Source organism: Paenibacillus sp. EKM206P, from assembly GCF_011066155.1.
Taxonomy (GTDB): domain Bacteria; phylum Bacillota; class Bacilli; order Paenibacillales; family Paenibacillaceae; genus Paenibacillus; species Paenibacillus polymyxa_D.
Genome location: NZ_JAAMNQ010000005.1, coordinates 191,574 through 218,232, shown reverse-complemented (window position 1 = coordinate 218,232; position 26,659 = coordinate 191,574). Strand labels below are relative to the sequence as shown.

The 26,659-nt window shown below is 46.3% G+C and carries 24 protein-coding genes and 1 pseudogene; 10 read left to right on the top strand and 15 right to left on the bottom strand.

Annotation, left to right across the window (positions count from 1 at the left end; translation table 11 throughout):
• Positions 1–26: 26 nt before the first annotated feature.
• Positions 27–215 (bottom strand): hypothetical protein, encoded by a 189-nt coding sequence (locus G9G53_RS13265; RefSeq protein WP_007428354.1) that lies wholly within the window; start codon positions 213–215, stop codon positions 27–29.
• A 364-nt stretch (positions 216–579) separates the two neighbouring features.
• On the opposite strand from G9G53_RS13265, the gene G9G53_RS13260 reads away from it, so the two are divergent.
• From G9G53_RS13260 to G9G53_RS13240, 5 genes are all read left to right on the top strand, one after another.
• Positions 580–1,617, top strand: coding sequence for a serine hydrolase domain-containing protein (locus tag G9G53_RS13260; RefSeq protein WP_029515940.1), 1,038 nt, complete (start codon positions 580–582; stop codon positions 1,615–1,617).
• A gap of 44 nt (positions 1,618–1,661) precedes the next feature.
• Complete coding sequence (locus tag G9G53_RS13255) at positions 1,662–2,813, top strand: MGDG synthase family glycosyltransferase (protein ID WP_029515941.1); 1,152 nt, start codon at positions 1,662–1,664, stop codon at positions 2,811–2,813.
• A 30-nt stretch (positions 2,814–2,843) separates the two neighbouring features.
• Positions 2,844–3,125, top strand: a complete 282-nt coding sequence (locus G9G53_RS13250; RefSeq protein WP_029515942.1) for a hypothetical protein — start codon at positions 2,844–2,846, stop codon at positions 3,123–3,125.
• A 554-nt stretch (positions 3,126–3,679) separates the two neighbouring features.
• Positions 3,680–4,363: an MOSC domain-containing protein gene (locus G9G53_RS13245; protein ID WP_029515943.1), complete on the top strand. Its 684-nt coding sequence runs from the start codon at positions 3,680–3,682 to the stop codon at positions 4,361–4,363.
• A 259-nt stretch (positions 4,364–4,622) separates the two neighbouring features.
• On the top strand, positions 4,623–4,961 hold the full coding sequence (locus G9G53_RS13240) for a DUF4870 domain-containing protein (protein ID WP_029515944.1): 339 nt from the start codon (positions 4,623–4,625) through the stop codon (positions 4,959–4,961).
• A 184-nt stretch (positions 4,962–5,145) separates the two neighbouring features.
• Here the strand turns inward: G9G53_RS13240 and G9G53_RS13235 are convergent, their stop codons facing one another.
• Both G9G53_RS13235 and G9G53_RS13230 read right to left on the bottom strand, forming a co-directional pair.
• The gene (locus G9G53_RS13235; RefSeq protein ID WP_165148148.1) at positions 5,146–6,099 is read right to left on the bottom strand and encodes a sigma-70 family RNA polymerase sigma factor; all 954 of its coding nucleotides are present in this window, start codon (positions 6,097–6,099) and stop codon (positions 5,146–5,148) included.
• 18 nt (positions 6,100–6,117) lie between these two features.
• A complete protein-coding gene (locus tag G9G53_RS13230; RefSeq protein WP_039270408.1) occupies positions 6,118–6,561 on the bottom strand; it encodes a carboxymuconolactone decarboxylase family protein in 444 nt (147 codons plus the stop codon).
• Between the two features lie 151 nt (positions 6,562–6,712).
• Between G9G53_RS13230 and mscL the strand changes: the two genes are divergently transcribed.
• Complete coding sequence (mscL, locus tag G9G53_RS13225; RefSeq protein WP_039270406.1) at positions 6,713–7,207, top strand: large conductance mechanosensitive channel protein MscL; 495 nt, start codon at positions 6,713–6,715, stop codon at positions 7,205–7,207.
• 82 nt (positions 7,208–7,289) lie between these two features.
• Here the strand turns inward: mscL and G9G53_RS13220 are convergent, their stop codons facing one another.
• Together G9G53_RS13220 and G9G53_RS13215 are read right to left on the bottom strand one after the other, a co-directional pair.
• A complete protein-coding gene (locus G9G53_RS13220) occupies positions 7,290–7,991 on the bottom strand; it encodes a histidine phosphatase family protein (protein WP_165148408.1) in 702 nt (233 codons plus the stop codon).
• A gap of 78 nt (positions 7,992–8,069) precedes the next feature.
• Complete coding sequence (locus G9G53_RS13215; protein ID WP_029515949.1) at positions 8,070–8,363, bottom strand: hypothetical protein; 294 nt, start codon at positions 8,361–8,363, stop codon at positions 8,070–8,072.
• A 172-nt stretch (positions 8,364–8,535) separates the two neighbouring features.
• Here G9G53_RS13215 and G9G53_RS13210 point away from each other — a divergent pair, with 172 nt between their 5' ends.
• Positions 8,536–9,168, top strand: coding sequence for an NUDIX hydrolase (locus G9G53_RS13210; RefSeq protein WP_029515950.1), 633 nt, complete (start codon positions 8,536–8,538; stop codon positions 9,166–9,168).
• Between the two features lie 7 nt (positions 9,169–9,175).
• Here the strand turns inward: G9G53_RS13210 and G9G53_RS13205 are convergent, their stop codons facing one another.
• Together G9G53_RS13205 and G9G53_RS13200 are read right to left on the bottom strand one after the other, a co-directional pair.
• Positions 9,176–9,964: a TrmB family transcriptional regulator gene (locus G9G53_RS13205; RefSeq protein WP_029515951.1), complete on the bottom strand. Its 789-nt coding sequence runs from the start codon at positions 9,962–9,964 to the stop codon at positions 9,176–9,178.
• A 65-nt stretch (positions 9,965–10,029) separates the two neighbouring features.
• Complete coding sequence (locus G9G53_RS13200; RefSeq protein WP_029515952.1) at positions 10,030–10,881, bottom strand: zinc ribbon domain-containing protein; 852 nt, start codon at positions 10,879–10,881, stop codon at positions 10,030–10,032.
• A 310-nt stretch (positions 10,882–11,191) separates the two neighbouring features.
• Here G9G53_RS13200 and G9G53_RS13195 point away from each other — a divergent pair, with 310 nt between their 5' ends.
• Positions 11,192–13,618, top strand: coding sequence for a UvrD-helicase domain-containing protein (locus G9G53_RS13195; protein ID WP_165148145.1), 2,427 nt, complete (start codon positions 11,192–11,194; stop codon positions 13,616–13,618).
• A gap of 188 nt (positions 13,619–13,806) precedes the next feature.
• Here G9G53_RS13195 and G9G53_RS13190 read toward each other — a convergent pair.
• Positions 13,807–14,049: pseudogene (locus G9G53_RS13190) on the bottom strand (tRNA-binding protein); the annotation flags it as partial.
• On the bottom strand, positions 14,045–14,950 hold the full coding sequence (locus G9G53_RS13185) for a DMT family transporter (protein ID WP_165148142.1): 906 nt from the start codon (positions 14,948–14,950) through the stop codon (positions 14,045–14,047). The pseudogene G9G53_RS13190 and the gene G9G53_RS13185, both read right to left, overlap by 5 nt.
• A 157-nt stretch (positions 14,951–15,107) precedes the next feature.
• Between G9G53_RS13185 and G9G53_RS13180 the strand changes: the two genes are divergently transcribed.
• Positions 15,108–16,001: an AraC family transcriptional regulator gene (locus tag G9G53_RS13180; protein WP_165148139.1), complete on the top strand. Its 894-nt coding sequence runs from the start codon at positions 15,108–15,110 to the stop codon at positions 15,999–16,001.
• Positions 16,002–16,100: 99 nt separating this feature from the next.
• Here G9G53_RS13180 and G9G53_RS13175 read toward each other — a convergent pair whose 3' ends face one another.
• The gene (locus G9G53_RS13175; protein WP_165148136.1) at positions 16,101–16,895 is read right to left on the bottom strand and encodes a GNAT family N-acetyltransferase; all 795 of its coding nucleotides are present in this window, start codon (positions 16,893–16,895) and stop codon (positions 16,101–16,103) included.
• A gap of 449 nt (positions 16,896–17,344) precedes the next feature.
• Between G9G53_RS13175 and G9G53_RS13170 the strand changes: the two genes are divergently transcribed.
• A complete protein-coding gene (locus G9G53_RS13170; protein ID WP_165148133.1) occupies positions 17,345–19,267 on the top strand; it encodes a glycosyl hydrolase in 1,923 nt (640 codons plus the stop codon).
• A 258-nt stretch (positions 19,268–19,525) separates the two neighbouring features.
• Here G9G53_RS13170 and G9G53_RS13165 read toward each other — a convergent pair whose 3' ends face one another.
• The 5 genes from G9G53_RS13165 to G9G53_RS13145 form a co-directional block, all read right to left on the bottom strand.
• Positions 19,526–21,205, bottom strand: coding sequence for an ABC transporter substrate-binding protein (locus G9G53_RS13165; protein WP_165148130.1), 1,680 nt, complete (start codon positions 21,203–21,205; stop codon positions 19,526–19,528).
• A 42-nt stretch (positions 21,206–21,247) separates the two neighbouring features.
• Entirely contained in the window at positions 21,248–22,186 is a 939-nt protein-coding gene (locus G9G53_RS13160) for a carbohydrate ABC transporter permease (protein ID WP_029515959.1), read from the bottom strand.
• Between the two features lie 14 nt (positions 22,187–22,200).
• On the bottom strand, positions 22,201–23,157 hold the full coding sequence (locus tag G9G53_RS13155) for an ABC transporter permease (RefSeq protein ID WP_029515960.1): 957 nt from the start codon (positions 23,155–23,157) through the stop codon (positions 22,201–22,203).
• 87 nt (positions 23,158–23,244) lie between these two features.
• The gene (locus G9G53_RS13150; RefSeq protein WP_165148110.1) at positions 23,245–24,795 is read right to left on the bottom strand and encodes a response regulator transcription factor; all 1,551 of its coding nucleotides are present in this window, start codon (positions 24,793–24,795) and stop codon (positions 23,245–23,247) included.
• Entirely contained in the window at positions 24,788–26,572 is a 1,785-nt protein-coding gene (locus G9G53_RS13145; RefSeq protein ID WP_165148107.1) for a sensor histidine kinase, read from the bottom strand. The genes G9G53_RS13150 and G9G53_RS13145 overlap by 8 nt, the downstream gene beginning before the upstream one ends.
• Between the last annotated feature and the right edge of the window lie 87 nt (positions 26,573–26,659).

The following is a 26,659-nucleotide window of genomic DNA, read 5'->3' as shown; positions in this document are numbered from 1 at the left end:
TCTAGTTTTTCGGGTAATCGAACCCTTTAAGATACTGAAGAATTTATGCGACCGAGTTCGTTTTCCACCACCATGGTCAACTCTTCCTCATACCCTCCTGTAATCCGGTATTTTCGCACATATTCCTTTACAAATTTTTTGGGATCCTTAGGCCGGAAAATTCGAGTCATTTCCCGCAGACTTTCCTTTACTTCATTGTGACCTTTCGTTGCCATGTAACTCCCTCCCAAAACGTTGAAAATAAGTGCTCCGTTGAAGAGAATGCCGAAAAGTATTGATGTCCTTATGCAGTGAAGTAGTATGTCTAATTGCAGCTTAGGTCGGGAACGCCTTAGGCAGGCATGTACCTGACACTTGTATTAACCGATTTTCTTTTGGCTGAATCACTACCCCATTATAACATATTCAGATACAGCTTTCAGCTTTCCAGTAAATTTACATTGATTTTACCTATCTTTTACGCATCATGTCATTTGGGGTACTACATCAGCTGTTGCACAGAGGGTATACCTTATTTATCGGTTTTTGGAGTGTATGTGTTTGGGGTAAAATAAATAAACATAACAAGGAGGGAAAAGGATGAGCCGCTATGCTCCGCTGTTCACTGCACCTGTTGCCCGTATGTCTGCCCTGAACATAGGAACTTGTGAAGAGGAGGGCATCAATGCCTCCTTACTTGATCAGGCAGACCGTGAAGTTCAAGCCAAGTTTCCTAAAATGCACAGCTTCCTGCTGCTGCGCCACGGTAAACTGATCTGGGAACGCTATTACAACGGTCATGAAGCAAGCTCTCTGAACGATTTGCGATCCGCGACCAAAAGCTTCACTTCCACGCTCATCGGCATAGCTATGGCTCGCGGTGATATGCCCGGGCCAGAGACGGCTGTACATAAGCTGTTGCCTGAGTATTTACCTAGGCGGAAGGAAACACTGCTAGAGCAGATTACGATTCGCCATCTGTTGACCATGACATCCGGCTTGTATTGGCAGACAGGCAAAAAGCTCGGAGAAGCTTTTATCCACCGTTTTCATCGCAGCAAAAGCTGGCCGTCCTTTGCCCTGCGCTTACCTGTACAGGAGGATCAACTCGGTGTATTCCAATATCGCAGTGTTGATTCGCACTTGCTGTCCGTGCTACTGACCCATTGTTGTGGGATTGACGCCTATACGTACGCTCTCCAGCATCTGTTCGAACCCTTAGGTTTTGGGAGAAGTGGTTGGGCACAAGATCCAGAGGGCTACACCATGGGACATATCGGGCTATATCTGACATCGCGTGACATGGCTAAATTCGGCGACTGCTGCCTTCATCAAGGCAGCTGGAACGGAAAAGAATTGATACCGGCCGATTGGCTGCATCAGGCGACACAGCGACAGGTCGAAGGCTATCCAGAATTCGGGGATTACGGATTCCAATGGTGGACAGGACGACTCCACGGCATCAACTACGCGTGTGCACACGGACATGGAGGACAGCAAATTTATCTTGTGCCAGAAGCGAACGCAGTCGCGGTATTTACAGCAGACAGCAAGGTGAGCCGTTGGAAAAATCCGCGAACACTGCTGGAGCGTTACGTTTTGCCAGCCGTATCCTCCCTCAACTTGGAACGTTCCTGAAATGAGCTTCAATGTGCTTATTGAATATAGGGGGCTAAACAATCATGGAAGTCTTACCACCAAAAATTCTAATATTGTACGCCAGTTACGGGGAAGGCCATGTACAGGCCGCCCGGGCAATTAAGGACAGTTTGCGAAGACTCGGACACTGCGAGGTACGACTACTTGACCTAATGGCTGAATCTCATCCCTGGTTGAACAGTCTGACCAAATTTGTATATATGCAAAGCTTCAAAACCATTCCACAGCTTTACGGATGGGTCTATAACATCACGCGCGGTATGCAGGCTACATCGGCCTTCGGCCATGTGTTGCATTCATTCGGAATGCGTCAACTTACGCTCACACTGAAAAAGGAGTTGCCCGACCTCGTAGTACATACATTCCCGCAGCTCGCGCTTCCGGCGTTACGTCGCAAAATGGGAATGCATTTGCCGATTGTCAACGTGGTTACGGATTTCGATCTGCATGGGCGCTGGCTGCATCCCGATATTGACCGCTACTATGTAGCCACTGAGGATATGCAGCAGGAAGCTGCCCAGCGGGGAATACCGATCGAACGCATTGCCGCGACGGGCATTCCGATCCACGCTTCTTTTTATAACATGTCTGCCGACGAAGCGCCTGTTCAAGAACAGCTAATCCCACCCCTACAGGCTGAGACTACTACGCTACTCATTATGGCTGGCGCCTATGGTGTGCTATCCGGCATAATGGATATCTGTCAGCAATTAAGCCAGCTTCCTCAGTTGCGGCTACTCATCGTCTGCGGTCGTAACCAGCAACTGAAGGCAGAATTGGATGCGCTGTATGCAGACTACCCGGACATTTACACCTATGGATTCGTGGACTTTGTTCCAGCACTTATGCGTGCGAGCAATCTGGTGATTACGAAGCCGGGCGGCATTACACTCTCAGAAAGCATTGCATCCGGTTTGCCTATTCTTGTGTTCAAGCCCGTACCCGGTCAGGAGCTAAATAATGCTCTATATTTGCAGCAAAAAGGAGCTGCTCGGATTGCTCGCACTACGGAGGAGCTGATTCAGCATTGTCTCGACCTGATTTCCATCCCCTCTCTTGCTGGAGAGATGACGCAGGCGATTAAGCTACTTCGCAAACCTCATCCCGCAGACCAAATTGCCGAGGATATTTTGCATCAGCTTGTGGATAAAAGAACCTCCGTCCGGACAAATTAACGGAGAATAAGCCATACGGAGGGGATACCAATGGAACGCAAAGGAAAGGATTTACTCCCACTAACGGGTGATAAGGTAGAAGTGGACGGTGTTTATATTGATGAGGATGGACATGAGCAGCATTTGCACAGAGGCCAGCATTTTCCCGCTGATGTAGTTTTGGGTACTTCCGAGTGGAAAATGACCGAATATGCCTTTGATAACCATCACGAGGGACGTACCGATGAACGACTTATCCCCAAAGAGGATGACAAGAATAAAATGGGTAAAATCACACATCCACGCCGCCATTTAAAAACTGGTGACCGATAATTACGAAAGTATATCCACAATTACACCCAATATGTTGATAGTTTGTGGACAAACTGTGTGCAAAGTATAAATTATCGTAATATTATCTACAGATTGTGCACAACTTGTGTATAAATAATGTTATTTCTGTGGATAAACATTAATATGTGGTGGATAAAGTGTATACAACATGTGCAAAACATGTGCATAACCGTTTAAAAGGCTGAACGAATTCTTTTCGTTCAGCCTTTTTCGTATTTTTATACACATTCTCTAATTCATTTTTTTACCGAGATCGGGTATGTTCGAACGAAAAATCGCTCCCGGAACGATGAGTTGCCCAAAAAGGACTCTATCCCATTAACGGAGACTCATCGAAAATTCGCAAATAGCGCATAGAGGAGTGTAAAATGGAAACGAGGACGAACAGAGTCAAAAGAGGAATTACCGAAATGTAATAAGGCGTAGTCATCATAGAAATTCTCGCTTCAGGCGGGCGAACATATGCAGGAACGCGGTATATAGAAGCATCTAGCAAAACTCGTTGACCAAAATTTGGAGTAGGGGTGATCCGAATGGCATCTATTAAAATCCTTTCACTTAATGTCGGCATGCCCAAGCAGATCCAGTTTAATCAGAAGAACGTTTCTACGGGGATATTCAAGTCGGCCACAGATGAATATTTGTATTTATCTTATCTAAACTTCGAAGGGGATGGGCAGGGCGATCTAGTTCATCACGGGGGTAAAGAGAAAGCTGTATGCGTCTATCCCTACGAGCACTATCCGTTCTGGGAAAATGAATTGCGGAGACCGCTCGATTACGGCGCGTTCGGGGAAAATTTAACGATAAAGGGTTTGCTAGAATCCGACGTTTGCATTGGAGACGTCTTTAAGCTTGGCAAAGCTATCGTTCAAGTTAGCCAACCGAGACAGCCTTGCTACAAGTTGTCCATCAAGTACGGCGTACCGGACATGCCCTTGAAGGTACAGCAAACAGGCCACACGGGATTCTACTTCCGCGTTTTGGAGGAGGGAGTTGCCTCTAAAGCCGACGGACTATCCCTCCTTCATCGCCATCCGAAAGCAATTACGGTTTCATTTGCCAATCGAATTATGCATCAAGAGAAGAATCATATCGAGGGTATTAAGCAAATTCTTGAAGTTGAAGAATTGTCCTTAAACTGGAGAAATACGTTTCTAAAACGTTTGGCGGGAACCGAAACGGATTCTCGGGAAAGACTATCAGGCAATTCGTAAGGTGGAAGTGGTTCAATGAGTCTGCAAGCTCGTCTGGCTACAGTCGAACATCGAATCTGCGAAGCTTGTGGGCGATGCGACAGAAGCGCAGTCCAAAGGTTATCGCCAAATTCGAGTATATCCACTCGCTTGACCGCTTATCCTTTGTGTAGAGCCATTTTTTTTACCGAGATCGGGCATATCCTTCAATCCTGTCCTCATAGCTTGTATAGTACGGAGACTTAGCTTGAATCTTTTTATAAAGGAGGATATGCCTGACATGTCAGTCTATAAGTCTTCCACAGGATTGGATGAAAATATAGCAGCTGTCCTGTGCTATTTGTTCGCCTTTATTGGCGCGCTGGCCTTTGTCATGCTGGAAAAGAAAAGCCGATTCGTATTATTTCACGCACTGCAATCCATACTTCTTTTTGTAGCCCTCATGATCGGACATGTGCTGGTAGGATTCATCCCCCTACTCGGTCCTTTCTTCGCTTCCCTGCTAACGCTGGCAGGCCTTGCCTTGTGGATTATCTTGTTAATTCGTGCGGGACAAGGAAAGTGGCTCAAGCTTCCCTGGATAGGCGATCTGGCTCTTCATCAAGCCCGGCAGTTATGAAAACAGCAAAAAACCTTGATCCTAAGCAAGGAATCAAGGTTTTTTATGTTTGGGCAGTTCATTTTTTTACACTAGCTTCTTCTGTCCTATCAGGACTTTGAAAAATTCGATTCCAGTCGCTCCGGAGTGCAAGATATAGACGAACTAAACCATTTCGATCTATATCTTAGTCATTGGAAGTCGCTTATGGGATTTTTGCAAAATCCTCGTCTATATGGATGTGTCCCAGCTTATCTGGATTAACCATTAAATAAAAATTCTGAATATGCTCCCCGTCCGGTGTCAGTATGAGACATAAGGTTTCTCTCACTTTTCCGTCTTCCAGAAATGCCAGCTGGACCTCGCCATTGATGACGGTATGGAACACATCTCTTTCTCGTAAAACGGTTAATACCCGACGAGAAGTCAACAGGGCAAGAACACCTTTGCGTACAACCATCGGCTTCATCACCGTATGCACATTACCTCCGCCATCTGACACAAATACAGGTTGTTCAGCCAGTAGTTCCAGCATAGCAGTCACATCGTAGGCAAGAAAAGCTGTTGTAAAACGTTCTAGTAGTTTTATTCGGGATGAGTTATTCACATTGCGACTGGACTGAGCCTCAAGAGCAGATTCTCCGGAAGATAGAATACGACGGGAGCGACTGAACAACTGACGACAGTTGCTCTCCGTCTTCCCCAGCAATTCCGCAATATCTTTGTAATCATATTGAAAAGCTTCCCTCAGCACAAAAACAGCCCGCTCTATCGGCTTTAGCTGCTCCAGCAAAACCAGAAAAGCGTAAGATATCATATCTTTACGCTCTAACCAATCCGCAGGGAGATCTGCGCTTTCACCCAACGGCTCCGGCAGCCACTGTCCTACATATGTCTCTCTTTGCTTACGTGCAGAGTTCAGTAGATTCAGGCACCGATTCATCGTCATTTTGGCCACATAGGCTTTGGGATTGTGTATATTATCCAGGGGCTTATCCTTCAGCTCGACAAAGCAGTCTTGAACGACATCCTCGGCATCTGTAACCGTTCCAAGCATGCGATAAGCAATGGCAAAAGAATATTTGCGATATTTCTGATACAGCTCTTCCAGACTTACATCCACCGATTCTTGTTCAATTCTATGTTCTTTGCCAGACAAAGCATAGCCCCCTGTTCATTAAAGAATGCCCGGATACATGCCCGTTGCAATTGCAATCCGGTTCCAACTGTTAATCACGTTAACTGCGGTTATCAAATCTACGTATTCTTCCTCGGTAAAATGCTCTCTGACCCGATTATACAAATCTGTAGGTACCCCTTGTTCTGAGATACGAGTAACCGCTTCGGCTAATTCAAGCATAACACGTTCTTTTTCCGTGAACAAAGGAACCTCCCGCCATAAGGCTAGCTGCAAAATGTGGTCAGCATAATCCCCCAGCTTGAGCAGATCCTTCGCATGCATATCCAGACAATAGGAACATCCATTGATTTGGGATACTCTAATTTTCAGTAGTTCGTACAATACTTTGTCTGTAAAACGACCGGAAATATATTTCTCCATCTCCATCATCGCCTTGAACGTACTAGGACTCACTGTTCTGTGATTGAATCTTAAACTCACGATACATCGCCTCCATTATTGGTTTACATATAGAAGACAAATGAACATGTGATTTTGTGACAAAGTGCAATACATCAATTGGGAATTGCCCTCAATTGACATAGCATGTATTATAGATAAATGATTTTATGCAAAGAAGGTGAGCACTCACATGAGCGGAAAAGGTATTATAAAAGAATTTAAGGAATTCGCTGTACGGGGTAACGTGATTGACCTTGCGGTCGGTGTTATCATCGGTGGAGCGTTTGGCAAAATTGTCACTTCTGTGGTAAACGATATTATTATGCCTCCGATTGGTAAGCTTCTGGGAGGTATGAATTTTCCAGATTTGTATGTAGCTTTACAAGCTGCTGAGCCTTTAAATGGTGACGGTACACGCAAGACTTTGGCACAGGCCAAAGAAGCAGGGATCGCGGTCCTCGCCTATGGTCAGTTCATTAACGTCCTGCTGGACTTTCTGATCGTGGCCTTCTGTGTGTTCATGCTGGTCAAAGGGATTAACATGCTGAAACGCAAAGAGGAAGAAAAACCTCCTCAGGAAAAAACGATCAAGGAATGTCCACATTGCCTATCCGAAATTCCTGTAGCCGCTACCCGTTGCGCACATTGCACTTCCAAGCTGGAAGGGTACGTGGAAGCACGCTGACTCAACCCACTTATATGACTACAATAAACGGCTTAAGACGCTCTATCGTCTTAAGCCGTTTTGGCATGTATGGAAAATTCAATTAGTTGAAATTGGTGATAATGCCACGGGGTCTAACGGGCAAGCCCTCAGCGTACAGATGGGAAACATCACCGAAGCCGATGCAACGGGGAACTGCCCATTCTTGGGAGCGCTCATCAAACAAGATCGTGGTTACGGAGCTAGGCGGCATCCAAAAACCGGACCAGACCAAGGCCAATGGCAACTCCAACAGATGAGCAAGCCAGGTCAGCCCGAAGCCGCCATGACAAAATACCGCCACCTGATCTTCAGTGTGCTTCAGAATCCGGTACCTGCCCTCCACCCGCTCAAAGCCTTGCCGTTTCAGGAACTCATCGGAATGAAGCTTCAGCCGCTCGAAGGTTTCAGGGCTTTGCGTTCCCTGATAATAGGAAATCTCCTGCCAAGAGTCATGAGTCGGCAGGGGCAACTCGGAACGGATCACTTCACCAGGCAAATCCCAATGGGAAAGACGGCCGTATGGGGTTTCCTCCAGCTTTAGATCCAGCTCCTGCGTCCAGTGTTCTACTTCATGAGTCATACCCAGAGAGTCGGCGGTGTAGCGCATCGTATCCAAAGCCCTCCCCAAAGGAGAGGCATAAATTCGATCCAGTCCGTGACTGGAAAGCCGCTTGGCTAGTGCCTGGGCTTCCAAATGCCCCTCCGGCGTTATGGTGTTGTTGGGGTAATCGGGGTCTGCGTGTCGGATAATATACAATCTCATCATTGTTCTCCGTTCCTATGAATGGCGACAGGATCGCTTTATCTCATTTCATCGATTAGTTCTCCTGGTCTTTAACGTTTAACGTTTATTCAGCAAAGTTTCCAAAATCGCGCGCAAATCCCTATCTTCCTGGTAGACTTCCTCACCCGTATCCAGCTCAATAACCCGGATATATGTATAATTGGCTCTGACATCGACTGGTTTAAAAATCAATTCCTCCGGATTGTCTGGGCGGACATCATAGCCCATATTTTTGAACATATCCGTGATTTGATCAATCCCCGGCTTGCCCCCGCTTTCCAGCATAATCAACCCGCGAAGTTCCTTGGGTTCCTCCGGATGCATGACTCGAAAATGTACTATACATTCCATGTAAAATCGCTCCTTTCAATCATAAATCTATGTGATGTTTCAAATCCTTATGTTCCCAGCATACCCCAAATGCCACTCCACATTCCACACCCGCCTTCATATCGTTAGGACAGAAAACACGTTATACTGTAAAGTAGACCTTTGATTTCTGCTTACTATAGGAGGAACCACGATGAATAGCGAGCTTCTGGATATCTACGACGATGAAGACAACCCCCTTGGCACAGCCTCCCGACGAGACGCACATGCCAAGGGATACTGGCACCATACCTTTCACTGCTGGCTAGCACGAGACACTTCTACAGGCCGTCGCTTGCTATTCCAACAGCGTCAGGATACGAAGGATACCTTCCCCGGATGCTACGATATTACAGCAGCCGGTCATTTGACGGCAGGCGAAGATATGTCTCAGGCGGCTCGCGAGCTGGAGGAAGAACTGGGCATTCATGTTCCCTTTACCTCATTAACACCGCTGATGACCGTTCGGTATGAAAGCAAAGGTACCGCCCAGGGCACCTCTTTTTGGGATCGGGAGGTTAGCTCGGTGTTTGGACTGCTATCGAACCAGCCATTGGAAGCTTATCATCTCCAGCAAGAAGAAGTAGCCGGACTGTACGAAGCGGATCTTGACCAAGCACTGGCCCTTTTTGAAGGCTATATTCCCTTTATCGAAGCCCAAGGCATTACGTCAGGGCCGAACCCAGAAAAAACTCGCCGCCTGATCACATCGGATCAATTCGTGCCTCATAAGGCGGGCTATATTACATCTATATGCCGGGCACTGATGGAACTTCCTACCCGGTAATCTTTAGCTATTCCCCAGCTGACATATATTTGCCGATAATGCCTTCATACCGCCAGCCATACCGGGTCGACAGCTCTCTGCCCATATCATGCTCCAGCTCATACAGAATAAGATCCTGAGCAAAATGATTAAGCAGCAGGCCTGTCATTACCGGATGCTCGGTAATAAGCGCCTGTGTCGGGCAATTCTCTCCCCGCATACCCAGCATGCACCAACGCCGATCAATAACAAAAGAAAACTTACGCCCTGCTGGTTCCTGTCCGTCTGTACCAGACCTAAGCGGTAACCACGGTCCCATCATGCTTTCTCCGTTATCGCAGGACCAGAGCAGACGCACACCTCGACTCTCGGCTTTCTCCAACTCTGTCCGCAGCAGTTCGGCTTCCTCGCGCCACAAGTCCAACACAATCTCATGCTCTGCCCGTTCCAACTCACGGGTCAGACTTTCCAGTACCTTCCGATCGCCTTCCGCATTATAAAAGGTCGGCTTGGTTGGTTCTGTTCGTGGCATTTCTTTCTCCACTGCACGTAGAGACTCCTGCATTTGTCCTTCGATCATCCGGGTCAATTCAGCCGGTGGCAGCATGCTGTAACGTACAGGCTCTCCCGCACTGGTTCTGAGGTATCCCTGCCCGGCCAAACGCTGTAAAGCCGCGTACACGTTGGAGCGTGATGCACCCAGACGCTTAGCCACTTCATAGCCGGAAGCCGCATTTTGCCTCGAAAGCTCGACCATAACCTTGGCTTCCATTTCCGTAAAACCCAGATTCCGCAGATGATGCAGCAAACGCTCCATATATTCTGTTCCCCCTATGCTGCCCGGCGTTATGTCTGTGTCCTGCAGCAGCCTGTTCGGCTGCGTTAAATCTGTTCAGCTCCGCAACGCGGGCACCACTTGGACCCTTTGGGTAGTTCTGCGGTGCAGATTTGGCATTTTACATTTTCACGTACTTGTGCAGACGGCGTTGCCGGTTTCTCAGCCCCGGAGTTGTTGGCCTTCCAATATCGAATCCGCTCGTCCAGCTCCTCCTGACGCTCACGCTCACGTGCCAATTCTTCAAGACGACGGTGTTCTTTTTCCAGATCTTCCTGACGACGGCGCTCCCACTCAGCGTCGAATGCCGCTTTTTCCTCCGGTGTAAAATCAGACACTGTATAATCGCGGTCTAGTCCCGCTGGTTCGTGTGTTTCATACCGCTCATCCTGTTCCTGTTCATGTCGATCGACTACTTCATGTTCTGCATACTCCGTGTAAGCAGGCGCAGCATCCTTCGCTACCTCTGGCTTGCGCAGATCAAAAGAATAGACGTCCGTTGGCACCTCTTCACGCACAGCAGCTACTTGTTTGGAAGCAGCCTGTCCTTCATTGAGCTTGCGTCCGCATTTAGGGCAAAAGTTCGCATCCAGAGGCACAACCGCTCCACAGGTGCATAAATGAGCGTTCTTCAATTCTGCAATTCTACTGCGCAGCTCGTCAATTTCATCCTGAAGCTCATCACAAGCAGTGGATAGCTGTGTCATCTCGGTTTCTGCCACCGACATGTCGGATGCGCGATAACCTTCGTAAAAGATTTGACCCATTCGCAAGAAATGAACATCCATTTCCTGCTGGATCGTTGTAATTTGTGAATTGATCTTACTAATCTCGACAGCATGCTGCGCCTTTTCTGTTGCGCGATTAGCGCCTTCCTTTATACGTTGAATCAGCTTCATCGTTATTTCCTCCCCATATCCAGCCGGATTTCACTGTACCGTCCGTATATCCCAAAGTTTTTTTCTGTTGGCAAACCTCGAACTCCTGTATAATGGAATGCGGTCATATCGCCTGTTTGAAGGCTATAGGCATTGGCGTCAACGTATTGACGTTCTGACGCTTCGGCAAGATCCGCATGAATTTCAGCATTATTTTAGTCCATCGCCTTGTTCTTATCGTCAGCTAAAGCTGACTAGAACTCTATCATACCAAAAACTACCCCCATTTGTGAAAATGGAAGATTTTAAGAACGAAAGGGGTTTCAGGATTATGGACCCAAATCCTTCTTTTTACCCCCGACCCATCGGGGTTCCTTATTCAACGTCGAGCCCTCAGGCACGTCGTGCTTCCATGGATACCAGTATGACGCTGGTACCCGATACCGACCAAGACTCGGCCTATTTTCGTGCTTTAGAGAACGCCGGCATTCACCTGAACCGCCCGCAGATTCAGGCCGTCCGCCACGGCAAAGGTCCCCTACTGACCCTTGCAGGGGCTGGCTGCGGCAAAACCACAGTGCTGGCTGCCCGCGCAGGCTACCTGATGGCGATGCGGGATGTTCCTGCATCGTCCATTCTGCTGGTGACCTTCACCAGCAAGGCAGCTGCCGAGATGAAACTGCGCATCGCGGGATCACCCGGTGTGCGCCCTGCCGCTGCACGTGCAGTTCAGGCACGCACGTTTCACTCATTCGCTTTGGCGATGCTGCGGCATCGCGGCGTGCAAGATGAAGTGTTCGGTGAAACGCAGGCCCAACATACCGTCATGAAAATGATGCTGCGGCAGCTTGGGCTCAGCGAAGCTTTCCAGCCGGAAAGCCTGCTGTCTGCCCTCTCCGCCTGGAAAGCGGAAGGCCGCAGCGCGGACGAGCTGCCGGAAACCGTACGCGAGGAATCGGATGCCAAGCGTGCCATGCTCGCTTATGAAGCGTGGAAACAGGAGCGCAATAAAATGGATTTTGACGATATTCTGCTGCGTGCCTCCGCACTACTGCGTGACCCGGATGTGCTTCAGCCGCTTCAGCGACGTTTTTCACATATCATGGTCGATGAATTTCAGGATACGAATGCCCTCCAATATGAGATGGTGCAGCGGTTGGCTGCCCGACATCGCAATCTGATGGTTGTGGGGGATGATGACCAGACGATCTATACCTTTAATGGGGCACGCCAGGAATCTATTCTGGAGTTTGACAAGGTCTATAAGGATGCAAAGGTCATTACTCTGGATATTAATTATCGCAGCGATGCGCGGATTTTGGGGCTGGGCTCTAACATTGTCGCCAAAAATGTTCATCGACGCTCCAAACGTCTTGCGGCTGCCGGGCGTGAGGGCTTGCCGCCACAGTTTGCCACCCCATCTGGGCCTGAGGAAGAGGCGGGACATATTGTTACTCATCTGCTCGGGCAGGTAGAAGAAGGTCGTCTTCGCTACCGGGATATCGCTATTTTGCACCGGACAGCCAGCGGAAGCCGATCTATTTTTGAGCAATTAATTATGCGGGATGTCCCATTTATTCAGTACGGAGCAGGGGCTGTATTTTATGACCAGTCCCTGATTCGTCCTTTAATGGATCACCTGCGCTTGTCGCTAAATCCCCGACGTATGGAATCCATTCCGAGCACCCTTGGGCCGCTGTACGTCTCGCGTGAGGCTGGGATGGAATGGATTATGCGCGAGGAGAAACAGCAGGCTAAAAAATACCCGCTGATTCATCTCAGCCGCTGGGATCGACTACGTGATTTTCAGCGTGAACAAGTGAAAGAGCGTATTCGTCTGATTCGCAGTCTCACTACCATGAAACCTGCCTATGCCATTCAAGAAATGCGGCGCGTCTTTTATGACAAATATTTGGAAAGTGGAGATACGGGCGCGTGGACTCATTATAAGGAAACGATGCAAGAAAGTCTGGAGGAGCTCGAAACGGCAGCCAAGCGGTTTGACACTGTGGAGGCGTTCGTCAGCTTTGCGGACGAGCTTTCCGAGCGTCACCGCCAAATGGAATCGCTGCGCAGAGAGGAAGACAGCGATGCTGTTCGGCTCATGACGATCCACCGCGCCAAGGGATTGGAATTCCCTTGCGTATATTGGATCGGAGCCAGCGAAGGCATTCTGCCGCACAGCTCGGCGCTGCACAGCGAGCTGCCGGAGGATCGGCGGGCAGGCGCCGCCCCAACTACAGCTGTGGATAACGATGCAGCGCTTGAAGAAGAGCGCCGCCTCGCTTACGTGGCCGTCACCCGGGCGAAGGAGTTGCTATACATCACCTCCCCCGCCTCTAATCATGGCAAGCCTGCCGCCGTGTCACGCTTCCTGCTGGAAGCCTATGGGGTCACCCCTGAGGCTTCCAAGCCAGAAACACGCCGCAGTAGCTTTGGCCAAGCGAAGGGTGCTTCCGGGTATGGCAGCCGTGCTGGCGCTGGATCGCCAGCGTCTGGCACAGCGACCCGCGTGAGCAGCAGGCCGGGACCAGGCAGCGCTACGGCACGGACAACCTCGTCGGTGGCAGGGTCTCCGGCGGAGCCACGCATCAGCGTGCCCGTGTGGAAATGTACCGACGGCGCTTGCAAAGCGTGGATGCGTCGCGACACAACAAGCGGACGCCGTACAAGCGCGGCTAGCACAGGCACGCCGCCAGTGTGTCCGCTCTGCGCCTCCCCGATGACAGAGGGGACACGCAGCATTCCGGCCAGATAGGTGGAAGGCGTATAACTGGTATGGAGAATTGTGCAGACCAATGATAAATTAAATAAGCTTTGGACAGACCAATAAAAGAAAGAGCGGTAGGCTAGGACGTGAAAAATAAAGTCCTAGTCTGCCGCTTTCTGTTTTAACTTGCTATTGAACGTTCGTTTTCCGTTAGTTCAATGCCTTGCTCTTTGTGATCACCCAATAGGTGTTCCATCAGGTAGTTTGATATCTGGTTTCAATAGAACCACATCCCCCTTTTCGGGTATTCCTCCAAGAACCAATACCTCTGACTTAAAGCCTGCTATCCGTCGAGGTGGAAAGTTGACTACACCTATGATTTGTTCCCCTATAATATCTTCAGCCACATATCTTTTTGTAATTTGTGCACTCGAAGCCTTTATTCCGATATCTTGTCCAAAATCAATTTCAAGTTTAATATTTTGCAACTGTAGTATACTTTAAAGATTTTGCCCAAAAATACATTCCCATACCGAATAGAGTCATGATTCCACCTATAAATTGAAATGCAGAGATTATTTCTCCCAAGAATAAGTAGGCGAGAATTATGGCAAGAACAGGCTCTCCAATAATACCAACGGAGACCGTAGTTGCACCCATTGATTTCAACAACAGATTAAAAATATATTGTCCAAAAATAGTTGGGATTACTGCAAGTAACAAGAAATACATCCATTCCGACGAGTCATATTCAATCAAGGAATAATGATTCAACAAATTGTACACCAGCATGACGCTGCCACCAATAAAAAAAACAATAACACTATATAAATTTGCATTTATTTTGTGACTTACTTTCTGTCCTGCCAACATATATGCTGAAACCAAAATTGTTCCCAATAAAGATAATCCATCTCCGATCAATGCCTCTCTCGAAATCCCTATGTCTCCCCAAGCAATAATGATTGAACCGACAAGAGCGGCGATCAAACAAAGTATGGTTAATATGTTGGTTCGGTCTCTGAACATAAAGTATGAACCCATCATTACAAATAAAGGCTGTAAGGATAAGATGACCATGGAGCTCGCAACTGAGGTATATACTAAAGATTCCATCCAGAATAAGAAATGTAACCCGAGAAAAAGACCGGCTATGAAAACGGTAATCCAATCTTTTTTGTTCATTTCTAAGGAACGGAACATTTTCCAAGGTACAAAAGGAAGCATTATTAGTACTGACATATACAATCTGTACATCCCAGCCACAGAGGTTGGAGTATCTGAGGATTTGATCATGATGGATGAGATAGAGACAGACAGTATGCTGATTAAAAGCAAAATATACGGATGAAACGGTAACGACGATTGATTTATTTTCACATGTACGCCTCCAAGAGGTCTTATCCAATCGCCTGTGCACAGGATTGTAATGATAAGCCGAAGATCTGGTATAATAATATCACCACTTTTATTTATTTTGTGTAACTATATCTTTAATTTATATAGAAATATCGTCATCAGAAAGGACCTCGCTAAAATGGAAAAACAATTGCATGAGACCATTCTATATCCCGATGTTTCATTTCCATACATCATGTACACCCATACTATTCATGCAAGTAGTCCTGAAGGTAGAGGATTCAACGATTTACATTGGCATGAGGAGCTACAAATCACTTTGGTTACCAAAGGGAAGCTAGTGATCCAAGTTAACGGGATTGATCATGAATTAGAAACAGGTCAGGCCATTTTAATTAATAAAGGTGTTCTTCACGTTACTACGCACCTTACACATAACGGCCAATATGTCAGTTTTAATTTTCCGGAGAAGCTGCTGGCCTTTTATGCAGATAGTGTGATGGAAAAAAACTATGTACTGCCTTATACAAACTCTCTCTTATTGTCATTAGTAATCAAAGGAGATGTTGAATGGCAAATTCAAATACTGCAAATGCTTTGGGATATGAAAGAGAAATTTGATATGAAAAAAAACTGGGGATGGGAATATGAGGTTTCTATTAAAACAGTACAATTATGGTTCATCATAATTTCTAACATTTCGCTTTCTTCGGAGGAAGCACCTAAACACATGAAACTGCAACAGGAAAGACTTCAATTGATGCTCAGCTTTATCCATCAAAACTATTCAGACAATATAACACTGCAAGAAATTGCTGAAGTAGCACATTTAAGTATTTCGGAATGCACTCGTAGTTTTAAGAGAACCATTCATATGACACCTTACGACTATTTAATTAAGTACCGTATCAAGAAAAGCAGCGAGTTATTAATTTCAACAGATTCTACAATAACTGAAATAGCCCGCAGAGTGGGGTTCAATCATGTAAATCACTTCATTCAGTCTTTTAAAAAACATCATGAAAGAACACCTAAAGATTTCCGGAAATTTAGAAATGAAATCAAGGATTAAGGGCTATTTCTTTTCTGGTTGCGTGATACCGCTCTAATACCAACAGTCACCTATATTCCGTTGTACTTCTCAATCGGCGCGCGACAGCGGCCTAATTCGTCAATCAATAGATAGCTTAAAATCAACAATAGTTTGCTCAGCCGTGATCTCATAGCCTAAGCCCTCGTAAAGATATACAGCGGCTTGGTTCTCCTTCAGTACTCCCAGGTAGATATCTGATGAAAGTGATCTGCCCAGTTTTGTAAGTTGGCTCGTCAAGTGCTTTGCTAGGCCTTTCCCTCTGTGGGTAGGGCTTGTGTATATGTTTCCGAGCTCAACGAGTTTAGAATCATAAAAGTGGAAGCCGCCCACGGCAATAAAATGACCACATTCCTTTATCCCAAGGAAAGGATATTGTTCGAGTTCGCTCCTCGTAAAAAATTTCATGCCGCCATTTCGTAATAAATCCACTATATCTGAAAGGTCATTTTCCTTAACTAGCTCAGCCCAGTTTGAATCGAGCAGTTTCGATTGATCCATATGCTTCATTGTTAAAAAACGTTGTGGGTTACCCAATATAAGACCATGAGATTGAAAAAGTTCAAGGTCACGATTACAGAGGATTGTACCACAAACAGTATTTTTCTTAAGTTGAATGATTTCCTCAGTAAAAGTAATAAGAGCTGGAAAGTTAAGTTTCTCGCGATTTATGCAATGGAAAGAAAAAGCAGGGAAGGATAGCCCCCAAAAGTATGCTAAGACCGCCGTCAGCTTGTCGTCTATATATTGACCAACAAATTTAGCCTGCTCCTTACGTTGACTTAAATAGCTATAGAATAACAAGTGTTGGTCTCTATTAATCTGGTCAGTTAATTGACTAATTGTTTCGTAGGTAAGCAATCGATGAGAAATCATTTATTAGTCCCTTTCATTAGTCATACTTTTCCTATGCGTGGAATACCTACTGGCATGATACCACAAATTGAAACTATTCTTCCCGCTTATTCCATATAGCCTTAAAAAATATTGGGTTATACATTTCTATAAAGATAAATTGTTTGCCGCCCGAGTATAAAAATCCATAATTTAAGGATGATTTTTCCCGAAATTCATTGTATGGTTCCTGCCTCGCGTCTAATTTATGATGAAATTAAAGAGAGGTGAGGCACCGAAAAAATTAATGACAAATATTGAAAACGCATACAAATGAAGAAGGAATGTTTAAAAGTGCAAGCTGGTCCTTAATCACCTGTCATCGATTACTTCAAAGTGTACTTAATATGTACACACTTATGAAAGCGTTTTCTGTACGATGCGTTGCAGATTAACTAAGGCGTTAACATCTAATTCAAGGAGTGAGTCATATGCCAGACCCATGGAAAAAAAGGTTTCTCAGTATTCTCAGTTTTGTTCTCTTATCCTTTTTGTTGGTATCTCTCAGTTTAATTCCAAGCCTAGCAAAAGCAGAATCAGCTCACTTGGTCACTGACGGTAGCCCCTTTCCTATAGTCGTCAGCTCCAAAAATGCAATTCTTCAAGGTTACGGGGTAGAAAAACGGGATATACCCTATACCGGCGATACGCTTTATAAAGGCGATGGCTATGTATCCTTCTTTTATGACTATGACCCAAACTCAGGAAAGTCTGACGGGACGGCTACGTTTAAAGTGAACGTGCCTACAGCAGGTCTTTATAGGCTGAGCCTCGGCTACTACATTCCGGCGGACACCGGCTCCAAGGATACCAGCATCAAGGTCAATGGCACAATGGCTGAAAACGTAACGCTGGCTGCTCCTCCGAAAGGTGCGGCGGTGAACGAGAAAATGGTAACTAAGATCATGCTGAATGCTGGCACAAACGAGCTGACTTTTTCAAGAGGCTGGGGATATTACGGGATCGAGTATGTGAAGGTTGAATTCGCCAATCTGCCTGCTGCCATAAGCAAAATGGAAGCCGAAGAAGGAGCCATTACTGGTGAGGTCAGCATCGAAGCTGCTGATACGGGTTATTCCGGTACCGGTTACGCAGCCTTTAAAGGCACAGGGTCGTTAACCTTTGCCTATAACGCAGCCTCAAGCGGGCTTTACAATCTTGCAATCGGTTACAGTAACCCCAATGGAGACAAAAAGACTCAATTGGTGGTCAATGGCCAGACCAGCGAAACATCACTCCCGACAACAGCAAGCTACACAGAGGTATCTGGCGGTAAACTGATGCTGAGTGCGGGAAACAATACCATACAGTTCAATGTCGATTCGGACCAATATCATATCGACTACGTCAAGCTGTCAGCAGTGTCCCCCCCGAAATTGCATCAGATTGAGAAAAAGCCAGTAAACCCGAATGCGACTGCGGAAACCAAGGCACTTATGGGTTATCTCGTCGATAGTTACGGCAGCAATATTCTTTCCGGTCAGCACACTCTTGAGGATGCCCAGTGGATTAAAGACCAAACTGGAAAGTATCCTGCGATGTTATCAACGGACATGATGGATTATTCCCCCTCTCGCATCGAACATGGCGCCACCTCAACTGAAGTGGAAAAGGCGATTCAATGGGCCAAAGAAGGTGGAATTGTCACATTCGCATGGCACTGGAATGCTCCTAAGGGACTGCATGATATTCCCGGCAAAGAATGGTGGCGCGGGTTTTACAAGGACGCTACTACATTCGACGTTCAATATGCGCTCACTCATCCCGAGTCGGAAGAGTATCAGCTTATCCTAAGGGATATCGATGCTATTGCTGCTCAGTTGAAACGTCTCCAAGACGCTCACGTTCCGGTGCTGTGGAGACCGCTGCACGAGGCGGAGGGCAAATGGTTCTGGTGGGGCGCCCAAGGGCCAGACTCCGCCAAGCAACTGTACCATATCATGTACGACCGCCTAACAAACTACCATCACCTGAACAACCTGATCTGGGTATGGAACTCTGAGAGCCCCGAGTGGTATCCGGGAGACGATGTCGTCGATATTGTAAGTGTGGATATCTACAACCAGGCGGCTAATTATAGCCCAAGTATCGGCAAGTATGACAGCTTGGCGAATCTCGTGCAAGGCAAGAAGCTGGTTGGTCTGTCCGAAAACGGCCCGATTGGCGATCCTGAATTACTTCAAACATATTCAGCGCATTGGCTCTTTTTCACCACATGGACAGGCGACTTCATCCGCAACGGACAATATAACTCCCTGGATCATCTCATAAAAGTGTTCAACAGCGATTACGTGATCACGAGGGATGAGCTTCCCCAAGACCTATTTACTTCGTCCAAGAATGAAGCGGAGTAAATTACTTTAAACGTATCCGTAACTATACCGTCCCATCCAGCGTCGTAAAGTAACGAAGTAGTCTTCCTCTAACAAACAGCGGCCGCCTCTGAAAATAACCAGGGTAGCCGCTGTTTATTTGTACCTCAAATGCTCCATATTTTATTCTCCCGTTTCGTTAATGTAGCTACTTTTCTAACCAAGAGACCATTATGAAAAAGGACCGTCTCCTCTCCGGCAGGAAAGTGGAAACGGCCCCGTTCTTTTATGCGAAACGAGTTAGTTCGTGGACCACAGCTTAATTCGGTCTTGGATATGCTTGGTAAAGGATTGTTCCATTTCTTGCACTCCAGCTTTCTCTAGTTCTGCCATATAGGCATCCCAAACCTTGTCGAAGTTTTCCGGTTTAGTCATGACAGCTTCCGGAATTCGTTTCCATGTAATATCCTTCATCTTGGCTCCAAGAATAACAGCCGGATCGTCATTGGGAAGAGACATTGTATATGCTGCTCCGTATGCTCTCGGCTGGAATTCTTCTTCCTTCGGAAATAGATCTTTCCAGTGTTCGATCTTATAGGCCTTCAGAACTTCCTTCTCCGACTTGTTGTAAGTCGCTGTCAGCAGTTCTGGATAACTACGAGTGAAATAGTTGCCAGTTGAGTCTTCGATGCCATCACCATAATGGACCGACAAGTTCCAATATAGGCCGATTCCAGACTCTTTTTGGAAAGCCGCATTGTCATTGTTTATCCGTTCAAGTACAGCCGGAGTAATCGTCCGTTTGCCGTCTTTCATCGTGTAATGCTTTCCTTCAATTCCCCAGTTATTCAGGACTTGCCCCTCTTCCGATGCTAGAAAGTCGAGAAACTGGATAGCGCGTACCGGATCCTTGCATTTGCTAGAGATTGAGATTCCGTACCCCCCATCAAAACCAGGCAGCCAGAAGTTGGTATCCTTGTACTCCTTGCTCATGGTAACTGGATAATGACCGTAAGTCTGATCGAATTTGCCCTCCGCCTTCAGCGCATTTTGTCCGTCGCCATAGTCCCATTCCGGATCGGCCAGGCCCAGTACGCGACCTGAAGCCACTTTCGCTTTAAACTGGTCAGTCTTTTGCACAAAGCTTTCCGGATCAAGTAATCCAATGGCATTCATGTGATTCAACCAGCGAAAATATTCTTTTTCTTCCGGTCGACGGAAATGATAAGTCGCTTGGTGTGTTTTTTGATCGATGTAGTATTCACCATCGTCTGGTCCCCCAGTTGTTTGGAATCCTGAGTTCGTTACCTGGTACATATGCCAATCGTCCGCATTTAGGGACAGTCCGATATTTTTGTTGCCATTTTCATCCGTCGGATGCTTGGTTAGATAGTCCTTAATGACTTTTTCAAAATCCTGTACCGTACGAATGTCTGGGTATCCCGCTTCCTTGACGACACGGTGTTGGAGTTTAAATCCTACGTCGGGTTTGATTTTTTTCTCTTCGACAGCAGACCAAGTTGGAATCACATAGATTGATGGGTCGTCCAAACTGTACTTTGTTCGAACAAGCTTGTCACCCAGCATTTTTTTGATGTTTGGTGCATGCTTGTCGATCAAATCCGTCAGATCAATGATTGCGCCAGCATCGACAAGTTTGCCAACATCCGCCTTAGCAGCGATTAAATCAGGATAGTTTCCTGTGGCAGCAATCAATGAAATCTTTTGGACCGGGTCACCGACAGCGAATTCAGCATCTAGAGTTACTCCGGTTTTTTCAGCGATGACCTTGCCGACTTCATCCTTCATATTATTCCAATTTGTGCTGGAGTCTTCCGAAAAATAAGTAAGCGTGATGTCACCTGTTGTTACGGCCTTGGTAGCCTCAGACGGATTATTACCGCTACACCCTGCAAGGGTCGCCACTAAAGTCAGTGACATTACGAAAGATACGACCATTCTATTTTTTCTTGACTTCATGGAGCGAAACCTCCCTGTATAATGAATATTTACTGCTTCGTTTTAGCTCTTTACCGCTCCAAGTGTCATACCTTTAACAAAATATTTTTGTAGAAAAGGATAGACGATAAGAATCGGCACTGTAACAATGATGGTGATTGCCATTTTGACGGATTCCGGTGAAACCTGTGCCATACGCTCAGCCATATTAGCAGCATCCTGGGAATTGGTTGCGCTCGTTGTAGTACTCTGCAAAATTTTCATTAATTCATATTGCAGGGTCGTCAACGATTCGTTAGACCCATTAAACAGATAAGTATCGAACCAAGAGTTCCATTGCCCTACTGCCAAGAAGAGCGCCACGGTCGCTAATGCTGGTTTGCAAAGAGGAAGAATAACGCGCCAGTATATCGTGAAATCGTTGGCACCATCCAGCTTAGCTGATTCTTGTAACGCATAAGGCAGACCATCAATGAAGGAACGAATAATGAAGACATTAAACGCACTTACAAGGCCGGGTAAAATATAGACGGCAAATGTATCAATTAAATGCAATTCCTTCATCAAGATAAAACCTGGGATTAATCCCCCGGAAACATACATGGTGACGGCAAGAAAGATTGAGATGAACCTTCGAGCTTGAAAATCACTTCGTGCAAGCGTATACGCAAGCATCGAACCGCTGGCCAAGCCCGCTACGGTGCCAATGACGGTCCGCAGAAAGGATATCTTGAATCCAGTGATTAACCCCTCATAGGTGAAAATCAAATCGTAATTCTTCAACGTAAATTGTCTTGGCCAGATGGTGATTCCCCCTCTAATGGTATCTACCGAATCATTAAAAGAGATAGCCAGTACATTTAAGAACGGATAGATTGTTAGAACGGTTACCACAATCATGAAAAGATAAACAACGACTTCTAAGATTCGATCTTGTGGTGATTTCGCCTTAAGCCAGTTGTTTAATCGGCCGACTGGCGTACTGCTTTTGACAGCCTCCATGTCCTTTATCCTCCCTACATAATACTCTCGTTGGTATAGCGCTTAAAGATTCCGTTAGCCGCAAACAATAGGATCAGGCTTATCACCGAATTAAAGATATTAATTGCCGTTCCGAAAGAGTAACGTCCCATCGCCAGACCATAATTAAGCGCATACAAATCAAGTACTTCAGAGTAATCAATGACCAGGTGATTGCCCAGCAAAAATTGTTTCTCGAATCCCGTACCGAGCAAATGACCAATAGACATAATCAGGAGGATGATAATGGTCGGCCGGATCCCTGGCAGCGTGATATGCCACATTTGCCGGAATCGGCTAGCGCCGTCGACCCGCGCAGCCTCGTATAATTCAGGACCAATACCGGCGATGGCAGCCAGATAAATAATGGCGTTCCAACCTGTTTCCTTCCAGATGTCTCCGAAGGTTACAACCCACCAAAATAATTTACCTTGGGCCATAAACTGGATCGGCTGTTCGATGATGCCTAGACCCATGAACATATCATTCACGACACCGCCATCCGCTGAAAGCATTTTGGTGACAATGCCTGCAGCAACCACCCATGAAACAAAGTGCGGCAGATAAGATACCGTCTGAACAAATCGTTTTATAACCTGGATACGAACCTCGTTGAGCAGTAAAGCAAAGACAACCGGCACGATAAAACCGGCGATCAGTCCCATAAGACTCATAGCCAGCGTGTTCCGCAGCACTTGGTAGAAATGATCATCTCGGAACAAAGTACGAAAATGCTCCAAGCCCACCCACTTTTGCTCAAAAAAACTCAAACCGGGTTTATATTTTTGAAAGGCCATTGTCCAGCCCCATAGCGGCAAATACTGGAAGACAAAAACCCAAATAACAAACGGAATGGACATGTAGTAAAGATACCTCTGGCTTTTAAATACCTTCCAAGCATTCCTCTCCGTCTTTTTGTATGCCTTTTCCGAAACCACTGTTACCGCTTTCATTTTTTTCATCCCCTCTCTTAAAATCCATCATAAAACAGAGAGGAGTCCGCGCCCATACAACGGATTTCGGAAAAAATCATACACAAATTATGGATTTCTATATTCCGATGGTGAACGGCCTTCGTACCTTTTGAATTTGCTGTAAAAGTAGTTGACGCTTGTATAGCCCACGCTTTCAGCGACTTCGTATACTTTCATTCCCTGATCCAGCAGCTCCTTGGCCTTTTGGATGCGGACTCGGTCCAGATAGGTGTTGAAGTACTCCCCAGTCTTGTTCTTGAAAAGCTGGCCTAAATAGGCGGTACTGTAGTTTAGTAGTCCGGCTAGCGTTTCCAGCCTCAGATTGTCCGCATAATGCCTATGAATGAAGTCGATCATTTTCTTGAATTCCTGCTCCTTTCCACGGTGTTCGGAGTCTTTTCCCAATGCTAGTAGGAAACGGTGGGTCTCTTCCAAAAGATCATCTAGGTTATCATGCTGGTATATCCCATTCAAAAAGCGGGAAACTGCTTCCGTCTCTTTCAACTCAATGCAGAAACCCGCGGTCAGCTTGTGAATGACTGCATTGGACAGAAAGAAGAAGGATTCTTTAACAGATTTCTCATCTTGCCCCTGTTTGAGAAAAAATGCTGCCGCCTCTTTCAACAACGATAGTACTATAGCCTGGTTTCCTACCTCCAGACTGTAATACAGGCGGAAGATGAAATCCTCCATCATTTCTTCGGCTTTATTGACGGACAATCGGGGAGAATCCAGCGAGGACGAAAAGAGAGGATACGGATCTATCAGTCGGTTCTTCTCGCTGAAAAAAGCTTGTTTTACTGCTTTCTGGGCCTTAAAAAAAGATTTGCAAATATCTTCGGGAACAGACACTCCCCCTCCGGTTGCAGCAACGAACCGTACATTACCAGCGGCGTTACGAATCTCGTTATACAGACTTTCACGTCGTTTTCTCCCGCGCAGTGGCTCGTTGAGCAGAAGGACCGTATAGGGGGGAATCACAGTTACAAGCCCCATCATCTGCCCTTCTATCTTTGGTTTTAACTCAATCGAAAGCCGATTTACCACATCGGCACGATCCACTTCAGAAACACGCGGGTAGACGACTACGACTTCATAGCTGGTCCACAACAAATCCGCTTCTTTTGCCTTACTTCTTAATTTGGCAGGATCCTCAGTTTTCTCTTGCGGGATGAGCAGGCTATGCAGGCAAAAATCACGACTCATAATCTCCCTCTCACGCCACTCTCCTTGAAGTCGCTCCTCTTCAATCCGCTCGCGTATCCGCTTTAAGTTGGCCGACATTTCAGCGACGTCCACCGGTTTAAGGAGATAGCCGACAACCCCGTATTTGATCGCTTGTTTGGCATACTCGAAGTCGGCATATCCACTGAGAATCATAAAATGCAAATGATGACCGTCAGATGTCAAGTGCTCAATCAACTGTAAACCATCCATAACCGGCATGCGGATATCGACAATTACGACATCGGGAGTCTTTTCCTCAATGACTTTCAATGCTTCTTTTCCATTAGCTGCCGCAGCAATAACGGTAAATCCGAGACTTTCCCATGGAATCAGCGTTTGAAGGCCTTGACGAAGCTTCGGTTCATCATCAACGATCACTACCTTAATCATTTGGATTCCCTCCAGGAATGAAAAACTGAATACAAGTGCCTTTCCCAGGCTCGCTCTCGATTTTTAAGGCACTAGAAGCCCCATACAGTAAGACGAGACGATCGTTTACGTTTCGCAATCCAATCCGCTGGACCTCCTGTTCATGTAGGGATTCAGCAAGCTCTTCCCGTACAAGAGCGAGACGATCGGCCGTGAAACCAGCCCCGTTATCACGTACCATAACTCGGACCCCTTCCAGGGTTTCCTTTACTTTCACTTCAATGACAGCTCCTTCTGCGCGGTTATCCAGACCATGCACAATAGAATTCTCCACCAAAGGTTGAATAATCAACGGCGGGACCAACATCTCCTCCAAATTCGGATCAACCGTTAAACGATAATTCAAACGGTCTTCATATCGGAACTTTTGAAGATCAAGATAACAGCTAACCCGCTCAAGTTCTTTGCGTAGCGGAATCTTATCATTACCAGCCTCCAGACTGCTGCGAAGCAACGTACTCAGCTGCCATACTGCCTCAGCAATATCGTCCTGTTTGCGAATGTGGGCCTCCATTCTGATGGACTCCAACGAATTGAAGAGAAAGTGCGGGTTAATCTGGCTGGCCAGCATTTTAAATTTGATCTCGTTTTGTCTTTGCTCTACGAGATTTTTCTGACGATTCGTTTCTTGGACCTCCTGCACCAAATTGTTCACGCTGCTGACGAGCGCGTTAAATTGCCTTGATAGTATACCGACTTCATCTTTTCCGTCGATATGGAGAAATGTTTCCCATGAGCCCGCGCCAACTTTGGTCATATGTTTGCTCAAGCGGAGAAGCCTTCTGGATAATAGCGAAGCAGAAGCATAGATAAGTAAGACTGCAAACATCAGGCTGGCCGTGATCACGATTCCTCCAAGCCATATCACTAGATTGGCATCGCGGGTGATCTCTGAAACGGAAAAGATGGAAATGACGCGAAGTCCGTTCCAGCTGTTCTGTGGAATTAGATTTGCAATAACCACTTTTGACGCTTTTCCGTTGATGAACGTGTTGTAACTTCCTTCCTGATTAAAAAGTATATTTTCGTCAGCATGAATTTCGGAAAGATTCTTCCCGAACAACTTTACTTCATTAGACGCGACGATCTGATTTCGGTTATCTACGATCAAGGTAGGGAACGATTCCTGCTCTAGGATTGAATTTAATTGGCGCTTGTTTACATTCATGACCAGAACTCCTTTTCGCCCTAGTGAATCCACTGAGAATGAACGAATTAGACTGAGATAATCGGAACCGTCCCTCTCATCCTTGATTAAATCCCATCCGGCCAAGCCTTTCTGATCTATAGCTTCCTTGTACCAATCTGCGGTTGTGATCGTATCGTCAGGCTGGATAAATTCCCAATTGTTAAGCGCTCCTGGATTAGCGACATAGACACGGATGCCGGATATCTCTTTGTATAACTGGAGGTAGTCACGAATATCCGTATACCCCCGGTATGCCTGAATGACTTCGAGGTAGCTGTTATACTTTTGGCTGGCCACCATCTTCATCCGGCTGTCATTGGTTAGCCGGTACGAGATGTCCAGCGGAACTTTAATTAGTTCTCCTGTACGATTTCGGACCCTTTCAACATTGTTGGATGCTTGCATAAAGGCGTTCTTAATGACAATCTCTCGAAGCCTCCCGGTCAGAAACAGACCGCATAACAGCAAGGGAAGAACGGCTACCGAAATGAATGTAAGCGTCATTTTCTTCCTCAATTTCATGTCATTCATCATTCGTATAAAAAACAAGGCTTCCCCCCTCTCCGATCAGTGCGGCTGCTACGCGCAAAATGCCCCTTTTCATATAAAAAGGGGCATAACCTAATCGATTGTTTT